Source organism: Aeromonas australiensis (genome assembly GCF_000819725.1).
Taxonomy (GTDB): Bacteria; Pseudomonadota; Gammaproteobacteria; order Enterobacterales; family Aeromonadaceae; genus Aeromonas; species Aeromonas australiensis.
Map to the genome: position 1 here is coordinate 60864 of NZ_CDDH01000112.1, position 16038 is coordinate 76901.

A 16038-nucleotide genomic window follows, 5' to 3' on the forward strand; every position below is an offset into this window, starting at 1 on the left:
CATGCGCATTACTACCAACATGATCTATGACCGGAACCTCTACTCGCTGACCAATACCAACGAACGGTTGAACAAGGCCTACCAGCAGTTGCAAACCGGTAATAAATTCCAGACTGCCGGTGAAGACCCAGCGGGGATGAGCCAGAAGATGGCGTTGACCAAGGAGATCGACCTGTTCAAGCAGTACAGTGTCAATGGCAGTTTGCTGGAAAATAGTCTGGGCCACGAGGAGACGGTATTGGCATCAATAAATACAGCGATGCAAAGTGCCCAAACCCTGATCCAGAAATCTAACAATGGAGCTATCAGTCTGGATGACCGCAAGGCGATCGCCAGTGAGTTGGAAGGTCTCCAGCAGCAGATATTTGACCTGATGAATAGCAAGAATTCGTCTGGTGAATTTATATTTGGCGGGAATCAAAGCAAGACCCAGCCTTATATAAAAGATGCCAACGGAAAATATATTTATCAGGGTGACCCCGGGCAGCGACATATTCAGGTATCACCAACCGTTCAGATTGCTGCCAATGATTCCGGCCAGGATCTGTTTGAGATTGTAGCGACGCGAAGGACTGCCAGCGCTGCCAGTGCCGATATCCAAGTCAGGATTGGCGACCAGGGTAACTTTGATAATTTTTTTAAATCCAGTTACAACCCTGCGCTGCCAGTCAACAGCTATACCGTGTCTACCGCCCTGGGTCCGCCTGACACTTATGAGATTCAGGACAGTGGTGGCGCGGTTCTACAAACGGGTGATTATACTCCCGGCAGCAAGATCCCCTTCAATGGTCTCGAGTTGACCCTGGATGTTCCCGCTGGCGGGGCAACCCAGCAGTTCAATCTCGATTCCCCCACGAATGACAATATATTGAACGGGATGTCAGAATTTATTACTGCGTTGCGTGACCCCAATATTTCAGCCGAGAGTTTTGAGCGGAAAGTGGTCGATGCCTCCGTCCATATGAATAATGCCCGCCTGAATATCGACCATGGATTGGGAGAGCTGGGGGGCCGGATGAACAGTCTGGAGCAGGTGATAAACTCTAACGAGGGGTTAAGTATTCTCAATACCGAGGCAAGGGCCAAGGTTGCTGACATGGATCTCTATGAGGTCATTTCAACGTTGGCAAAAGAGGATGCCGCCCTGAGTGCCTCACAGCTCTCTTTCAGCAAGATAAGTCGTCTGACGCTCTTTGATTACATCCGCTGACAAGAGGCCTTTCGGGGCCTTCTTGTCTGGTCGTGTCACGCAAACGATTTTGCAGCCCTTTCCCATCAATTGTAACAAGCTGTTGCCATTCCCATTTAAGAGTGGCTATGGGGTTGACCTCCCTGCGGGATTGGATAATCATGCCGCCCGCACAACAGAGGGTTGTGCGAATTATTTGCAGCATCTCGTTAGGCGAGGCTCCTGTATAAACACAGGCCACTGATCTCACGACGTCCAGAGACGCCCAAGATCAGGACAGTTTTCATCGGATTAAGGTGTAAACCCAAGTGGCTTCCGGCATGCCGGATACGTTATACAGTGCTAAAGCTGGTACGTGGGGATGATGACACGCCGAACGGCGTCATTTCCTGCCTATTACTCGTCAATCAAATTGCTGTTTTCTTGTCGTTGCATCCGGCTATTTCCGGAGGCATTCAGGCTTGCCTGAAATCACATGAGGATATCTGTGATGAAGAAAACACATACCATTCTTAACCGTCACCAACTGCTCGATCTGGCCGCCCTGCAGGGTTGGCTGGAACATAATCTGGATCCGGTTCAGCGTGCCGATCAACTGTTGACCCTGCGTCCGGAAGAGCTCAACTGCATCTTTGATACCCTGCCAATATCGCAAGGGGCCGAACTGCTTGGCTCACTCTCGGCCGAGAGTGCCGGGCGTCTGTTGCAGCGGCTCCATGGCAGCATCGTCAGCGTGTTGCAGGAGGCTATTCCCCGGCGCGAGATGGTGGCAATTCTGCGCAAACTGGGTCGTCAGGATCGCACCATGTTGCTGGCCCGCTTCCCGACCCAGGCGCAGGCCATGTATTACTCTCTGCTGGATTGGCCCACCGAGTCGGTGGGTGCCAACATGCGCCACGAGTATCTGGCGGTGCGGGAGGAGGACACGGTCGGTCACGCCAAACAGCTGATCCACGATGCCTGGGACAATGCCCAGCTGTTTCGCCATATCTATGTGGTCAACGGGGATGGTCGTCTGCAAGGGAGCCTCTCTCTCAAGACCTTGCTGATTGCCGACCCGCTGGCCAGTGTCGCGACCCTGATGGATCGGGAGACGGTACGGATCAACGCCCGTGCGGATCAGGAGTTGGCTGCACGCCTGCTCATCGATCGCGACCTCTCGGTTTTGCCGGTCGAGGATCAGGGGCGACTGGTCGGTATTTTCCACGTCGATGATGCGGCGGATATTCTGGAGCTCGAATCCACCGAGGATGCCGAGATGCAGGGGGGCTCATCACCGCTCGATACCCCTTACTTGCAGGCGACCCCCTGGCAGCTATGGCGTAAACGGGTGGGCTGGCTGCTTATCCTGTTTGTGGCGGAAGCCTACACCGGCACTGTGCTGCGGGCATTCGAGGAGCAGCTGGAAGCCGCGATTGCATTGGCCTTCTTTATTCCGCTGCTGATCGGTACCGGTGGTAACAGCGGCACCCAGATCACCACCACCATAGTACGAGCCATGGCGGTCGGGGAGGTGAGCCTGCGCAACCTCGGCACCGTGCTGAAAAAGGAGCTCTCCACCGGTCTGCTGATCTCGGGTGCCATCGCCATGGCTGCCTGGGTGCGGGCATGGAGTCTTGGCGTCGGTCCCCAGATTGGCATGGTGGTGACCTTTACCATCATCGCCATCGTGCTTTGGAGTGCCACGGTCGCGTCCATTATCCCCATGGTGCTGCGTCGTTTACGCATCGATCCGGCGGTGGTCTCTGCACCTTTCATCGCGACGCTGGTGGATGGTACCGGCCTTATCATCTACTTCGAGATGGCCAAGTGGTTGTTGCCCGAGTTGCAGTAACCGGGAGATTGAGATGAAAAAGGCAGCCAGTGGGCTGCCTTTTTCATTTATCTTTCCGGTTTAGCCGAGCTGGAACAACAGTGGCCAGCCCTGCTCCTGGCAATAACGGTGCTCCTTCTCCAGATTCTGCATCAGCAGCCGGTTCTCCTCACACCAGTCGATCGGCAGGGTCACGACCAGCTGATCCCCTTGCACTGCAACTTTCCACTCGGGCAGCAGGTTGTCCTGGCGCTTGTGGTGCGCGGCGACTGCGAGGCGCAGAATGCGGATGCAGCGCAGCACCGTCTGCAGGTCATGGTTGGGTAGGGGCGGCAGCTCACAGAGCTTGAGCGCTTTGCGCTGAAAACGCACCAGTGCCGCCAGCAGTGCCTGATCGTCCTGGTTGAAGCCGGGCAGGTCGGTGTGTTGCAGGATATAGGCTGAGTGGCGATGAATGCCGCTGTAGTTGATGGCAAGACCGATTTCATGCAGCCGCGCCGCCCAGCCAAGGATGGCGCGATAGGGTTCTGCCTCCATCTGCCAGGGCGCTTGCAGGGCATCAAACAGCGTCAGTACGCTCTGCTCCACCCGGGCGGCCTGTTTTTTGTCCATCCGGTAGTGGGTGCCGAGGGCCTGTGCGGTACGCTCGCGAATGTCGTGGTGTTGTAAACGCTCCTCGAACTGGTAGAGCAACCCTTCGCGCAGGGCGCCATCAGAGTAGTCCAGCCGCTCGATGGGCAACGAGGTAAACAGGCCGAGCAGGATGGCAACTGCAGCGGCAAACACCTCCTGGCGCTCCTCGGCGAGCCCGGCCAGCTTGAGGTTGTCGACCCGCTTGCGCTCTATCATCATGGCCTTGAGTCGCTCCAGCCCCTCCAGCGTGATACTGCCATCCGTCAGCCCTTCACCCTGCAGTACATCACGTACCGTGCGAATGGAGCCGGAGCTACCAAGGCAGCTCTGCCAGCCCAGCTTGTGGTACTGGTCGATGATGGGGGCGAGCTGGTGCTGCGCCTCCAGCACGGCGTTGCTGAAGTGCTTGTCGCTCAGCTTGCCGCTGGCAAAGAAGCTCTGGGTAAAGCTGACGCAGCCCATCTTGCGGCTGGTGAGGGCCTTGTGCTCAAACCCCTCGCCGATGATGAGCTCGGTGCTGCCGCCCCCGATATCGATCACCAGTACCTGACCCTCGATATGCTGGGTATGGGCGACTCCCTGATAGATGAGACGCGCTTCCTCCTGGCCGCTGATGATTTCGATAGGGTGGTTGAGTACCTTGGCGGCCTCAGTGACAAACTCGCGGGCGTTGCTGGCGCGGCGTAGTGTGTAGGTCCCTGCGATACGGATATGCTCCGGCTTGATATTGGTGAGGCGTTCGGCAAACAGCGACAGACAGGCGAGGCCGCGGGCCATCGCCTCCGGGCTCATTCGCTTCTGCTCATCCATCCCCTCGGCCAGACGGACTCGCTCCTTGATACGATCAATGAGCCGAAAACGCCCCTCGCTCAGGTGCGCTATCACCATATGAAAACTGTTGGAGCCGAGATCCACGGCAGCGTAGAGGCTATTGTCCATTGTGTGACTCGATACGTTTGAGATAGTCGTAAATGGCAACCTGAGAGCGGACTTTGCGGCGATTACCCCGCTTCACATATTCGTTCTTCTGGTCGGCATCGATCACCCGAGCCTTACAGGTATCACTCAGTTGTAGCTCGAGAATATCCATGATGCGCTGCTTGAGCCGCTCATCATAAATGGGGGTACCTACCTCGATCCGGCCGTCAATATTGCGGCTCATCCAGTCGGCGCTGGAGATGTAGAGCTGGGGGGTACCCTTGTTATGGAACACCATCACCCGCGGGTGTTCAAGGAAGCGGTCGATGATGCTGATCACCTTGATGTTGTCACTCAGGCCCGGCACGCCCGGGCGCAGGGCACACATGCCGCGAATGATCATCTGGATGGGCACTCCTGCCTGACTGGCGGCATAGAGACGGTTGATGAGGTCCCGGTCCACCAGGTTGTTGATCTTGAGGATGATGCCGCTCGGCTGGCCCGCCTTGGCGTTGGTCAGCTCGTTGTCGATAAGACGATAGAGCTGACGACGGCTGTTGATGGGGGAGACCAGCAGATGATTGAACTTGTAACGTCGATAGGGATACTCGATGTACTCGAATACGCTCTCCACTTCTGCCGTGATATCCGGATTACGGGTTAGCAGCGAGAAGTCGGTGTAAATCTTGGCGGTCTTTTCGTTGAAGTTACCGGTGCCGATATGGGCGTAGCGCACCGCTTCGCCCTGCTCGTGGCGGGTGATAAGGCAGAGCTTGGAGTGGATCTTGAGGCTCGGCACCCCGAACACCACCTTGACGCCGGCATCGGTCAGCATGTTGGCCCAGTCGATGTTGGCCGCCTCGTCGAAACGGGCGCGCAGCTCCACCACCACGGTCACCTTCTTGCCGTTGTTGGCAGCATCGATAAGGGAGTGGATGATCCGCGACTTCTTGGCGACCCGGTAGATATTGATGCGAATGGCGCTGACCGCCGGATCGAATGCCGCCTGGCGCACCAACTCGGTGAAGTGATGAAACTTGTGGTACGGGTAGTAGAGCAGAATATCCTGCTTGCTAATCGCATCGAAGGCGTTGACGAAACCGTCAAAATCACGGCAATCGAGGGCCGGCAGCTTGGGATTTTCCAGATAATCCCGGCCTACGTTGGGGAAGCCGATAAAATCCTTGAAGTTGTGATAACGTCCACCCGGCATGATGGCGTCGTAGGAGCTGATCTGCAGCTTGAGCTTGAGGAAGCTTATCATGGCGGCGGGCATCTCCCGCTCGTAGACGAAGCGCACCGGCATGGCGGTGAGACGCTGTTTCAGGCCGTCACTCATTTTGTCCAGCAGACTCAAGTCCAGCTGGTCGGAGAGTCCGTATTCGGCATCCCGGGTCAGCTTCACCGCATAGGCGGCAATCTCGTCGTAATCGAAGAAGCCCTTGAAGATCTCGTCGAGACAGAAGCGGATGACGTTATCCAGAATGATGATCTGCTTCTTGCGGCGAGTCCCTTCCGGCGGCAACTGGAAGAAGCGGGGCAGGTCGTCGGTCGGCACTTCTACCAGGGCGTACTGGATCACCTGACCGTTTTTTTTCATCTCGACGGCCAGATAGGTGTACTCATCCTTGAGGAATTTGACCGGATTGACCTCCTTGTTGAGCAGGATCGGGATGATGTGGCGCAGCACCTTCTCTTTGAAGAAGACCCTCAGCCACTGCTGGATTGGCTCAGAGAGTTGATTTTCGTTGACCAAAAAGATGTTGTGGCGGGCGAGCGCGATCAACAGCTCCTTGTAGGTGTTGTCGAACGCTTCACCGAGCGCCATCACCTTCTGCTGGATGGCGCGCAGCAGCACTTTCGCCTCATCGTCGCCACCATGTACTTCATTGATGAGGATGCGGCGCTTGACGTCCGATACCCGTACTTTGAAAAACTCATCCTGGTTGGAGGAGAAGATCCCCAAAAAGCGGACCCGCTCGATGAGCGGGACCGACTTGTCCATTGCCTCTTGCAACACCCGTTCATTGAATGAGAGCCAGCTTAGCTCTTTCTCTTCATAAAGCTTGTCGGTGTTCATGGTATGCCTCAGGTCCCTGTATCAACGTGCCGATGCGCGGCAGATATGGCGTGAATATATGACAGAAAGATGACAATTATATTACTCGGAGATCGCCTCATCGATATCGACCATCAGGTCGTCGGAGAGGGACTCCAGCGCGCTGATCAGGTCATCAAGGGCGAGGCCATCAGGCAGTGCGACCAGCGCATGGGCGTAGAAGAGCGGGGCGCCGGAGTGGGGGGCCGGCTCACAGCCGGTATTGAGATCGGCCACGTTGATCTCGAGCTGGCGCAGGATGCTGGCCACTTCATGGACGATCCCGGGACGGTCGTTGCCGGTGACCGTCATCATTACCTGATGGGCGGGTAGTGCAGTGGGAGTTCCTTCGGCAAAGCTGATGGTCAAGCCAGGCAGTAAGGCCAGCGCTTCGCACAGGCTACGATAGTGCGAAGTGGGAACACTGACATGGAGGATACCGGCAAACTGGCCTGCCAGCTCACTCATGGCACTGCCCAGCCAGTTGCCCTGCTCACGGCTGATGACGGCCGCCAGACTCTCGACGATCCCGGGTTTGTCTGCACCGATCACGGTGACCACCAATTGTTTTTGCATCCTGCTCTCCTTGAAAATGGATTTCTCTCTCACTCTCCATTGTGCCTGCTGGGGCTGGCCATATGAACCCCGCTTGCTGACAAATAGATAAAAAAGGCGGGACTTTTACGCACGCCATACGCTTGCCTGCTGCCTTGCTCCGTGACGGCTGTGGTAAAGTGGTTCCCCTTTCGTGTCGTGAACTGGATCGTGCTCTCATGAATACCCTTCTCCTATCGGGATTGTTGTTACTGGCGCTGCTTGTGCTGGCGATCTTCTGGCGCAGAGGCAAACAGCAAAAACGTCTGCCCTATGACCTGCAAGAGACCCTGTTCAGTCCCGCCGAGCGCTCCTTCCTCGGGGTGCTGGATCTGGCGGTGGGTGACAAGGCCCGGGTCTTTGCCAAGGTGCGGGTGGCCGATGTGCTGACGCCGCAGGCCGGGATCGGCAAAAGCAAATGGCAGCAGTACTTCAACAAGATCAGTGCCAAGCATTTCGACTATCTGCTTTGCCACCCCGCTGATCTCTCCTTCATCTGTGCCATCGAACTCGATGACAACTCCCACCGTCACCAGAAGCGCAAGGCGCGCGACCTTTTTCTGAAAACCGCCTGCGACAGCGCCGGGCTGCCGTTGCTGCAGATCCCGGCAAGAGCCTGCTATCCGGTGGAAGAGCTGCGCGAACAGATCCTGCCACTGCTGGTCAAAAGCAGCGAACCGCTGCTCGACGATCTGCCGCACGGGGCACGCCGCGAGCCGACGTTCAACCCTCTGTTGCTTGACGGCGTGGATGTCGGTGCCGGGATGCGTGGCCGCACTTCCCATGCCGAGGCCATCTCGCCCGCGTCGTTCCACGAACCCGCCATCCAGGCCAAGGGGGTGGTGGCGGTGCCACAGAGTGAGGGTGAGCTGGTCGATGGCCTGTTCGCCGATATAGAGGATGACGAAGAACACGTACAACATTGTCCACGTTGCGATGCGCCGCTGGTGGAGCGGGAGGCGAAAAAAGGCCCCCACGCCGGTCGACTCTTTCTGGCTTGCAGCCGTTTCCCCGAGTGTCGTTACGCGGCGCCGCACCACCATAATCGCCACTGAGTGCTCTTCACCATGTCCCATGCTGCCCTCTGACGAGGGCAGTTTTCTTTTTGCGATTGGCGGTGTTAATAGGTGGTGATGCATACAGAAAATTCCTCGGCAAAATTTATCTAATCTCCCGTTTCTGTCGATACACTTAGTCTGAATACGACAACTTTTGACAATGTGTCGGAATTTTGGCACTTTGTGTGCCTGCAAAAAGACAGTCGGTAGCTGTTTTATCATTAAATAAAACAATAAGTTAGTTCAGGACATCGCGAGGAATGGATATGGTGGAGATGGGCGTGTTGATTGTTGATGCCGATGCGCAGCGGCGCCAACAGTTGGGAACCGTGCTCTCGTTTATGGGGATCCCGTGGCAGGAGGTGGCACAAAGCGATCTGGATGTGGCCATCGAATCCTCCGGTCCGCTGCAAGGTGTGCTGGTGGGTGAGCTGACCGACCGTCCCTTGCCTGATCTACTGGCCGCTTTCCCCCGAACCCCCTTCATTTCGCTGGTTGAAGCCGATCTGCCCAACAACAACTTTATCGGTGTTGCGCAGGCCCCCTTTACCTATGGATCGCTGACTCGTCATCTGCACTTCTGTCAGGCCTTCGTCTCGCTCCACCCCCGTCAACAGACTCACGACAAGGGTCAAACATTACTGCGTTTGCTGGTAGGCAAAGGGAAGGGGATCCAGGAGGTGCGCCGCCTCATTAGCCAGGTGGCCGAGACCGATGCCAATGTGCTGATCCTCGGCGAGTCCGGCACCGGCAAAGAGGTGGTGGCCCGCGCTATCCATGAACTCTCTTCCCGAAGTCAAGGTCCATTCGTGCCCATCAACTGCGGCGCCATTCCTGCCGAGCTGCTGGAGAGCGAATTGTTTGGCCACGAGAAGGGGGCGTTTACCGGCGCCATTGCGGCCCGTCGTGGTCGCTTCGAGCTGGCCCAGGGGGGCACCCTGTTTCTCGACGAGATCGGCGATATGCCGATGCCGATGCAGGTCAAACTGCTGCGGGTGCTGCAGGAGCGGCTATTCGATCGGGTCGGTGGCGGCAAGCCTATTCAGGCCGATGTGCGCATCATAGCGGCGACTCACCGGGATCTGGAGGCGCAGATCCGAACCCAGGGCTTCCGTGAGGATCTCTACTATCGTCTCAACGTCTTCCCCATTGAGACTCCGCCGTTGCGGGATCGCATCGACGATATTCCACTGCTGCTGCAGGAGCTGCTCAACCGCCATGCCGAACAGCATCACGGCTTTATCCGGCTGACCCAGCGGGCGCTGGAGTCGCTGATGCAGTACCCCTGGCCCGGCAATGTGCGCGAGCTCTCCAACCTGCTGGAGCGGCTGCTGATCCTCTACCCGCACCAGATCGTCGATGTGGCCGATCTGCCGAGCCGTTATCGCCTGTTGCCGAGCGAGCCACGGGATGAGCGGTTGACCGAGATGGATGAGCGGGATGCGTTGGCGGCAGTATTCCAGGAGCCACCCGAGCTGGATCATGCTCTGGTTGCGCCACGCACCATGCAGCTGCCGGAGGACGGGATCAATCTCAAAGAGATGCTGGCTGACCTGGAAGTGGAGCTGATCCGTCAGGCGCTGGAGTCTCAGGACGGGGTGGTGGCTCGCGCCGCCGATCTGCTCGGTATGCGTCGAACCACCTTGGTGGAGAAGATGAAAAAGTACGGAATGAGCAAGGACGTCTGACAGTCAAAGCCTTGACGATGATATACAATGCATTGTTTTAATTAATATATTTTAGTGGCATGAAAATTGAATAACCTGACCCAATAGCCAGTTTGAGGTCAGCTTTATGACAATCCAGCAGCAGGACATGCCACTCCAGTCCCACGAAGTGAGCCAGCTTTATGCCATCTTCAAGGCGCTCCCTACCGGGGTGCTGTTGCTTGATGGGGCTGGGGTAGTCACCCGCGCGAATCCGGCGGCTATCTCCCTGCTGGGGGAGCCGCTGGAAGGGGCGCTCTGGCGTCACATCATTGCCCGCTGTTTTGAGCCGCGCGAGGATGATGGCCACGAGATATCCCTGCGCGATGGGCGCCGGGTCCAGCTCTCGACCCAGCCGCTGCCGGATCAGCGCGGCCAACTGGTCTTTATCAACGATCTGACCGAAACCCGTAAGCTGCAGGATCGCATCAATCACATGAAGCGACTGTCGGCGCTCGGCAATATGGCGGCCTCGCTCGCCCACCAGATCCGCACTCCGCTCTCCGCCGCCATGCTCTATGCCGCCAATCTGGCCAACCGCACCCTCAAGCCGGAATCCCGCACTCAGTTTCAGCAAAAGCTGATGGCCCGTTTGCAGGATTTGGAGAAGCAGATCAACGACATCCTGCTGTTTGCCCGCAATGGTGACCATCAGGTGGTCACCCCTATTTCGGTGCAGGGTCTGCTGGCTGAAGTACATGCCGGTGCTGAAGCATTTTGTCAGCAACAGGGCTGCGATCTGCACATGGAGGCGCCGGAGCCCGATCTCTGTCTGTTAGCCAACAGCAGTGCGCTGGCGGGGGCTATCAATAACCTGATTGCCAATGCCCAGCAGGCAGGGGCTACCTCGCTGCTGGTCAGCGCGGTGCGCAGGGGTGCCCGGGTGGAGCTGCGGGTTATCGATAATGGTAAGGGGATCCCTTCTCACCTGCTCGGTCAGGTATTCGAACCCTTCTTTACCACCCGCTCCCAGGGGACTGGCCTTGGTCTGGCGGTGGTGCAATCGGTAGTGCGTGCCCATCAGGGGGAGGTCGGTGTGGCCTCGGTTCCTGGTGAAGGCACCTGCTTTACTCTGTCGTTCCCCCTGCACCAGCAACCGGTGCAGCTTGGAGGTGTAGCATGACACAGGCCAGGATCCTGGTAGTTGAAGATGACAATGGCCTGCGCGAAGCGCTGGTGGATACCCTTTTGCTCGGCGGTTATGAGTGCCGGGAAGCGGACAGTGGCGAGCGGGCTCTGCTGGCCCTTTCCCGGCAGCCGTTTGACATGGTGATCTCCGATATCCAGATGGGGGGAATGGACGGCCTCACCCTGCTGGCTACCATCCGCCAGCAATATCCGCAGATACCTGTGCTGCTGATGACAGCCTACGCCAACATCGATGGCGCGGTGCGCGCCATGCGTGAAGGGGCCATCGACTATCTGGCCAAGCCATTTTCGCCTGAGGTGCTGCTCAATCAGGTCAGTCGTTATGTGCCCGCCCAGAAGGTGGAGAAGCGCGCCGTGGTCTACGGGGATCCCAAAACCGCCGAGCTGTTCCAGCTGGCTACCCGGGTGGCCAGAAGCGAAGCGACCGTGATGGTGACCGGCCCGAGCGGGACGGGTAAAGAGGTGCTGGCTCGTTACATTCATGACAACTCCAACCGTGCCGAGCAGCCGTTCGTTGCCATCAACTGCGCCGCCATTCCGGAGAACATGCTGGAGGCGACCCTGTTTGGCTATGAGAAGGGGGCTTTTACCGGTGCGGTGCAGGGGTGCCCCGGCAAGTTCGAGCAGGCGCAGGGGGGCACCCTGCTGCTTGACGAGATCACCGAGATGGAGCAGGGGCTGCAAGCCAAATTGCTGCGGGTACTGCAGGAGAAAGAGGTGGAGCGACTCGGTAGTCGCAAGCTGATCCCGCTGGATGTGCGGGTCATCGCCACCAGTAACCGGGATTTGAAAAAAGCGGTGCAGGATGGCCTGTTTCGCGAAGATCTCTACTATCGCCTCAATGTATTCCCGCTGCGCTGGTCAGCCCTGTGCGAGCGGCCCGGCGACATTCTGCCGCTGGCGGAGCACCTGCTGGCACTTCATGCCAGTCAGCAGGGGCTGCCGACACCGCAGTTGACGGATGCCTCGCGGGAACGGCTGCTGGCTCACCCCTGGCCCGGCAATGTGCGGGAGCTGGATAACGTGGTACAGCGTGCCCTGATCCTCAGCCCCGACGGAATCATTGATTGTGACCACCTCATTCTGGAGGAGCTGGACGAGCAGGAGATGGAGTTTGTCAGCGTGGAGCGCAGCTATGGCGGCGACCGCCTCGGCAGCGAGCTCAAGCAGCAGGAGCACCAGATCATCCTCGATACCCTGCAAGATTGTCACGGCAGCCGCAAGGCGGTGGCCGACCGACTCGGCATCAGCCCGCGCACCCTGCGCTACAAGCTGGCCCAGATGCGGGAGGCGGGGATCGATCTGCCAGCCTAAGGCATGTAGGGAAACTGCACTGTGTGGGGGCTGTCATGGTCTTGACGGCCCGGCTCGATTATCATGGGGCCCTTGGCGCTTTGAGCCTGAGCCCTGTTTTTATTGGTAAAGCAGGGGACCGAGCCTTAATAAGGGACCCCTATGATCTCTCATCGAAAACTCGAAACCGTACTGAACCATCTGCTCGAACCGCACGCCATCAAGGATTACTGTCCCAACGGCTTGCAAGTGGAGGGGCGGGAGCGCATTCGCAAGGTAGTGACAGGTGTCACCGCCAGTCAGGCGCTTATCGACGCGGCGGTGGCTGCCGAGGCCGATGCCATTCTGGTCCATCACGGCTACTTCTGGAGCGGTGAACCGGCCCAGATCACCGGCATGAAGCAGCGTCGGATCAAGACCCTGCTGACCCACGATATCAACCTGTTTGCCTACCATTTGCCGCTGGATGTTCACCCCGAGGTGGGTAACAACGCCCAGCTCGCCAAGCTGCTCGACATCAAGGTGCGTCGCGGTCTGGAGCCGTGGAACAGCAAGAGTGTCGCCATGGTGGGCAAGCTGGAAGAGCCGATGAGCGGCCGCGATTTTACCAAGCTGATTGCCGAGCGCCTTGGCCGTGAACCACTCTATTGTGGCGACAGCGGCCCCGAGCTTATCCGCTCCGTGGCCTGGTGCACTGGCGGCGGTCAGAGCTACATCAATCTGGCGGCGGAGCAGGGCATCGATGCCTTTATCTCCGGCGAGGCTTCTGAACAGACCATTCACACCGCCCGCGAGATGGGGATGCACTTCTACGCCGCGGGCCATCACGCCACCGAGCGTTACGGCGTCAAGGCGCTGGGGGAGTGGCTGGCCACGGTGCATGGGCTGGATGTCACCTTTATCGATATCGACAATCCGGTGTAGGGTCGCTTGGCCGCGTAGCGGCGAAATCGGACCTGACCTAAGCCATCGTGCGGTAGGTAGAAATGACAAGGGAGGCCTAAGCCTCCCTTGTTGTATCTGACCTGCAGTTGTTAGCGGTTACTCGCAGGCGTAACCTGCTGGGCCCAGCAGGGTGCCATCCAGTTGCACGGCACCATCTACCATCTGCAGCCTGCCTTCGCAGAACCAGCGTACCACCAGCGGATAGATGCTGTGCTCCTGCGCCTGTACCCGTGCCGCTACCTCGTCCGCCGTGTCCCCTTCGAAGATGGGCACGCGGGCCTGCAGGATCACCGGGCCACCATCCAGCTCTTCGGTGACGAAGTGGACGCTGGCACCGTGTTCACTGTCACCGGCATCTATGGCGCGCTGGTGGGTGTGCAGGCCCTGATACTTGGGCAGCAGGGAGGGGTGGATATTGATCATTTTGCCGGCGAAATGGCGTACCAGATCGCCACTCAATATCCGCATAAACCCGGCCAGCACCACCAAGTCCGGCTGATAGTCTGCCATCAGCGCCTGCAGGGCGGTGTCATACTCTTCCCGGCTGGCAAACTGTTGCTGGGCCAGAATGGAGGTCGCCACCCCTGCCTCTTTGGCACGAATCAGACCATAGGCATCGGCCTTGTTGCTGATGACGCCGACCACCTGACCGGCAATTTTGCCGCTGGCGCAGTGGTCGAGGATCACCTGCAGGTTGCTGCCGCTGCCAGAGATTAGGACGAGGATCCGCATCATTTGATGACGACCTGCTCCTCACCGTCTGCTGCCTTGGCGATATGACCTATGTGCCATGCGTTCTCGCCTTCCGCCTTGAGCAGGGTCAGCGCCTTCTCCAGCTGGTTGGCGGGCAGGGCGATGATCATGCCGACGCCGCAGTTGAAGGTACGGTACATCTCGTGACGGGTAACGTTGCCAGCCTGCTGCAGCCAGCTGAACACCGCCGGCCACTGCCAGCTCTGCTCGTCGATCACCGCTTGAGTGTTGGCAGGCAATACGCGGGGGATGTTCTCCCAGAAGCCACCGCCGGTGATGTGGGAGAGGGCGTGGATCTCGCACTCCTTGATGAGCTTGAGCACAGGTTTCACATAGATGCGGGTCGGCTCCAGCAAGGCATCTGCGAGGGTGCGGTCACCCAGCGGCTGATGCACGTCGGCTTTGGAGACTTCCAGAATTTTACGGATCAGGGAGAAGCCGTTGGAGTGAGGGCCGCTGGCGGCCAGCGCGATCAGGGCATCCCCTTCACCGACCTTGCTGCCGTCGATGATTTCGCTCTTCTCCACCACACCGACGCAGAAACCGGCGATGTCGTAGTCTTCCCCTTCATACATACCCGGCATCTCGGCGGTTTCGCCGCCTACCAGCGCACAACCTGACTGCTCGCAGCCGATGCCGATCCCGGTGACCACCGCGGCCGCGGTGTCCACGTCCAGCTTGCCGGTCGCATAGTAGTCGAGGAAGAACAGCGGCTCGGCGCCCTGTACGATCAGGTCATTGACGCACATGGCCACCAGATCGATGCCCACGGTGTCGTGCTTCTTCAGGTCGATGGCCAGCCGTAGCTTGGTGCCCACACCATCGGTACCGGAGACCAGTACCGGCTCCTTGTAGCCCGCAGGGATTTGACACAAGGCCCCAAAGCCGCCAAGACCACCAAGGACTTCAGGACGACTAGTGCGCTTTGACACGCCCTTGATACGTTCAACCAGTGCATTGCCGGCATCGATATCTACGCCAGCATCCTTGTAGCTCAGTGAGGTTTTGTCAGTCACGAGTATTCCCCGTCATGTAAAGAAGTGGAGGGTAAAATTCGGGGCGTATTCTAACAGTGGCGGTGAAAAACCAGAAAGGAAATCGTTTGCGCGTTTTTGCGCGGAAATGCTCTACAAGCGGTGGCTTTTGTTGTATGATTCCGCGATTTTTTTGCGGCAGGTTAGAGGAGATAATAATGAAAGTCGTTGAAGTCAAACACCCCCTGGTCAAACACAAGATCGGTCTGATGCGTGAAGGCGATATCAGCACCAAGCGTTTCCGTGAACTGGCCAAAGAAGTGGGCAGTTTGTTGACCTATGAAGCGACCTCTGACTTCGAAACCGAGAAGGTTATCATCGATGGCTGGAATGGGCCAGTAGAAGTTGACCAGATCAAGGGCAAGAAGGTAACCGTCGTACCCATCCTGCGTGCTGGCCTTGGCATGATGGATGGTGTGCTGGAGCACATGCCAAGTGCCCGCGTCAGCGTGGTCGGTATCTACCGCGATGAAGAGACCCTGCAACCGGTTCCCTATTTCGAGAAGATCGTCAGCAACATCGAAGAGCGTCTGGCGCTGGTCATCGATCCGATGCTGGCCACCGGCGGCTCCATGATCGCCACCATCGATCTGCTGAAGAAGAAAGGCTGCCAATCCATCAAGGTGCTGGTACTGGTTGCCGCGCCGGAAGGGATCAAGGCGCTGGAAGCGGCTCACCCTGACGTAGAGCTCTACTGCGCCTCCGTCGACCAGGGGCTGAACGAGAAAGGCTACATAGTGCCGGGTCTGGGCGATGCAGGCGACAAGATCTTCGGTACCAAGTAAGTTGACACCTTAACCTGCTTCCCATGTGGAAGGGGTGCTCGGAGCCGGCGCATCGCCGGCTCTGCTGTTT

Annotated in this window: 13 protein-coding genes and 1 riboswitch; of the genes, 8 read left to right on the forward strand and 5 right to left on the reverse strand. The window is 58.1% G+C overall.

Annotated features, from left to right (window positions below):
* Position 1 precedes the first annotated feature (1 nt).
* Both flgL and mgtE read left to right on the forward strand, forming a co-directional pair.
* On the forward strand, positions 2-1210 hold the full coding sequence (gene flgL / locus BN1117_RS18390) for a flagellar hook-associated protein FlgL (RefSeq protein WP_040099746.1): 1209 nt from the start codon (positions 2-4) through the stop codon (positions 1208-1210).
* Between the two features lie 177 nt (positions 1211-1387).
* Positions 1388-1557, forward strand: a riboswitch (M-box (ykoK) riboswitch).
* A gap of 122 nt (positions 1558-1679) precedes the next feature.
* A complete protein-coding gene (mgtE, locus tag BN1117_RS18395) occupies positions 1680-3023 on the forward strand; it encodes a magnesium transporter (protein ID WP_040099748.1) in 1344 nt (447 codons plus the stop codon).
* Between the two features lie 60 nt (positions 3024-3083).
* On the opposite strand, the gene ppx is transcribed toward mgtE, so the two are convergent.
* From ppx to BN1117_RS18410, 3 genes are all read right to left on the reverse strand, one after another.
* Entirely contained in the window at positions 3084-4574 is a 1491-nt protein-coding gene (gene ppx / locus BN1117_RS18400; protein WP_040099750.1) for an exopolyphosphatase, read from the reverse strand.
* The gene (gene ppk1 / locus BN1117_RS18405; RefSeq protein WP_040099751.1) at positions 4564-6633 is read right to left on the reverse strand and encodes a polyphosphate kinase 1; all 2070 of its coding nucleotides are present in this window, start codon (positions 6631-6633) and stop codon (positions 4564-4566) included. The genes ppx and ppk1 overlap by 11 nt, the downstream gene beginning before the upstream one ends.
* Before the next feature lie 81 nt (positions 6634-6714).
* The gene (locus tag BN1117_RS18410; protein WP_040099755.1) at positions 6715-7227 is read right to left on the reverse strand and encodes a glycine cleavage system transcriptional repressor; all 513 of its coding nucleotides are present in this window, start codon (positions 7225-7227) and stop codon (positions 6715-6717) included.
* A 197-nt stretch (positions 7228-7424) separates the two neighbouring features.
* On the opposite strand from BN1117_RS18410, the gene BN1117_RS18415 reads away from it, so the two are divergent.
* From BN1117_RS18415 to BN1117_RS18435, 5 genes are all read left to right on the forward strand, one after another.
* Positions 7425-8300 carry a DUF2726 domain-containing protein gene (locus BN1117_RS18415; RefSeq protein ID WP_040099756.1) on the forward strand — a complete coding sequence of 292 codons (876 nt, stop codon included), beginning with the start codon at positions 7425-7427 and terminating at the stop codon, positions 8298-8300.
* A 269-nt stretch (positions 8301-8569) separates the two neighbouring features.
* Positions 8570-9991 carry a sigma-54 dependent transcriptional regulator gene (locus BN1117_RS18420; protein WP_040099758.1) on the forward strand — a complete coding sequence of 474 codons (1422 nt, stop codon included), beginning with the start codon at positions 8570-8572 and terminating at the stop codon, positions 9989-9991.
* 106 nt (positions 9992-10097) lie between these two features.
* Entirely contained in the window at positions 10098-11132 is a 1035-nt protein-coding gene (locus BN1117_RS18425; protein ID WP_040099761.1) for a sensor histidine kinase, read from the forward strand.
* A complete protein-coding gene (locus BN1117_RS18430; RefSeq protein ID WP_040099763.1) occupies positions 11129-12472 on the forward strand; it encodes a sigma-54-dependent transcriptional regulator in 1344 nt (447 codons plus the stop codon). Before BN1117_RS18425 ends, BN1117_RS18430 begins: the two co-directional genes overlap by 4 nt.
* A 141-nt stretch (positions 12473-12613) precedes the next feature.
* Positions 12614-13375, forward strand: coding sequence for a Nif3-like dinuclear metal center hexameric protein (locus BN1117_RS18435; RefSeq protein WP_040099764.1), 762 nt, complete (start codon positions 12614-12616; stop codon positions 13373-13375).
* A 117-nt stretch (positions 13376-13492) separates the two neighbouring features.
* On the opposite strand, the gene purN is transcribed toward BN1117_RS18435, so the two are convergent.
* Together purN and purM are read right to left on the reverse strand one after the other, a co-directional pair.
* Positions 13493-14131: a phosphoribosylglycinamide formyltransferase gene (purN, locus tag BN1117_RS18440; RefSeq protein WP_040099765.1), complete on the reverse strand. Its 639-nt coding sequence runs from the start codon at positions 14129-14131 to the stop codon at positions 13493-13495.
* The gene (purM, locus tag BN1117_RS18445) at positions 14128-15165 is read right to left on the reverse strand and encodes a phosphoribosylformylglycinamidine cyclo-ligase (protein WP_040099766.1); all 1038 of its coding nucleotides are present in this window, start codon (positions 15163-15165) and stop codon (positions 14128-14130) included. The genes purN and purM overlap by 4 nt, the downstream gene beginning before the upstream one ends.
* 176 nt (positions 15166-15341) lie before the next feature.
* Here purM and upp point away from each other — a divergent pair, with 176 nt between their 5' ends.
* Entirely contained in the window at positions 15342-15968 is a 627-nt protein-coding gene (gene upp / locus BN1117_RS18450; protein ID WP_005334115.1) for a uracil phosphoribosyltransferase, read from the forward strand.
* Positions 15969-16038 lie beyond the last annotated feature (70 nt).

Bases quoted from the DNA above. Each gene is read 5' to 3' on its own strand.
- flgL (WP_040099746.1), top strand. From the start codon at position 2: ATGCGCATTACTACCAACATGATCTATGACCGGAACCTCTACTCGCTG.
- mgtE (WP_040099748.1), top strand. From the start codon at position 1,680: ATGAAGAAAACACATACCATTCTTAACCGTCACCAACTGCTCGATCTG.
- ppx (WP_040099750.1), bottom strand. From the start codon at position 4,574: ATGGACAATAGCCTCTACGCTGCCGTGGATCTCGGCTCCAACAGTTTT.
- ppk1 (WP_040099751.1), bottom strand. From the start codon at position 6,633: ATGAACACCGACAAGCTTTATGAAGAGAAAGAGCTAAGCTGGCTCTCA.
- BN1117_RS18410 (WP_040099755.1), bottom strand. From the start codon at position 7,227: ATGCAAAAACAATTGGTGGTCACCGTGATCGGTGCAGACAAACCCGGG.
- BN1117_RS18415 (WP_040099756.1), top strand. From the start codon at position 7,425: ATGAATACCCTTCTCCTATCGGGATTGTTGTTACTGGCGCTGCTTGTG.
- BN1117_RS18420 (WP_040099758.1), top strand. From the start codon at position 8,570: ATGGTGGAGATGGGCGTGTTGATTGTTGATGCCGATGCGCAGCGGCGC.
- BN1117_RS18425 (WP_040099761.1), top strand. From the start codon at position 10,098: ATGACAATCCAGCAGCAGGACATGCCACTCCAGTCCCACGAAGTGAGC.
- BN1117_RS18430 (WP_040099763.1), top strand. From the start codon at position 11,129: ATGACACAGGCCAGGATCCTGGTAGTTGAAGATGACAATGGCCTGCGC.
- BN1117_RS18435 (WP_040099764.1), top strand. From the start codon at position 12,614: ATGATCTCTCATCGAAAACTCGAAACCGTACTGAACCATCTGCTCGAA.
- purN (WP_040099765.1), bottom strand. From the start codon at position 14,131: ATGATGCGGATCCTCGTCCTAATCTCTGGCAGCGGCAGCAACCTGCAG.
- upp (WP_005334115.1), top strand. From the start codon at position 15,342: ATGAAAGTCGTTGAAGTCAAACACCCCCTGGTCAAACACAAGATCGGT.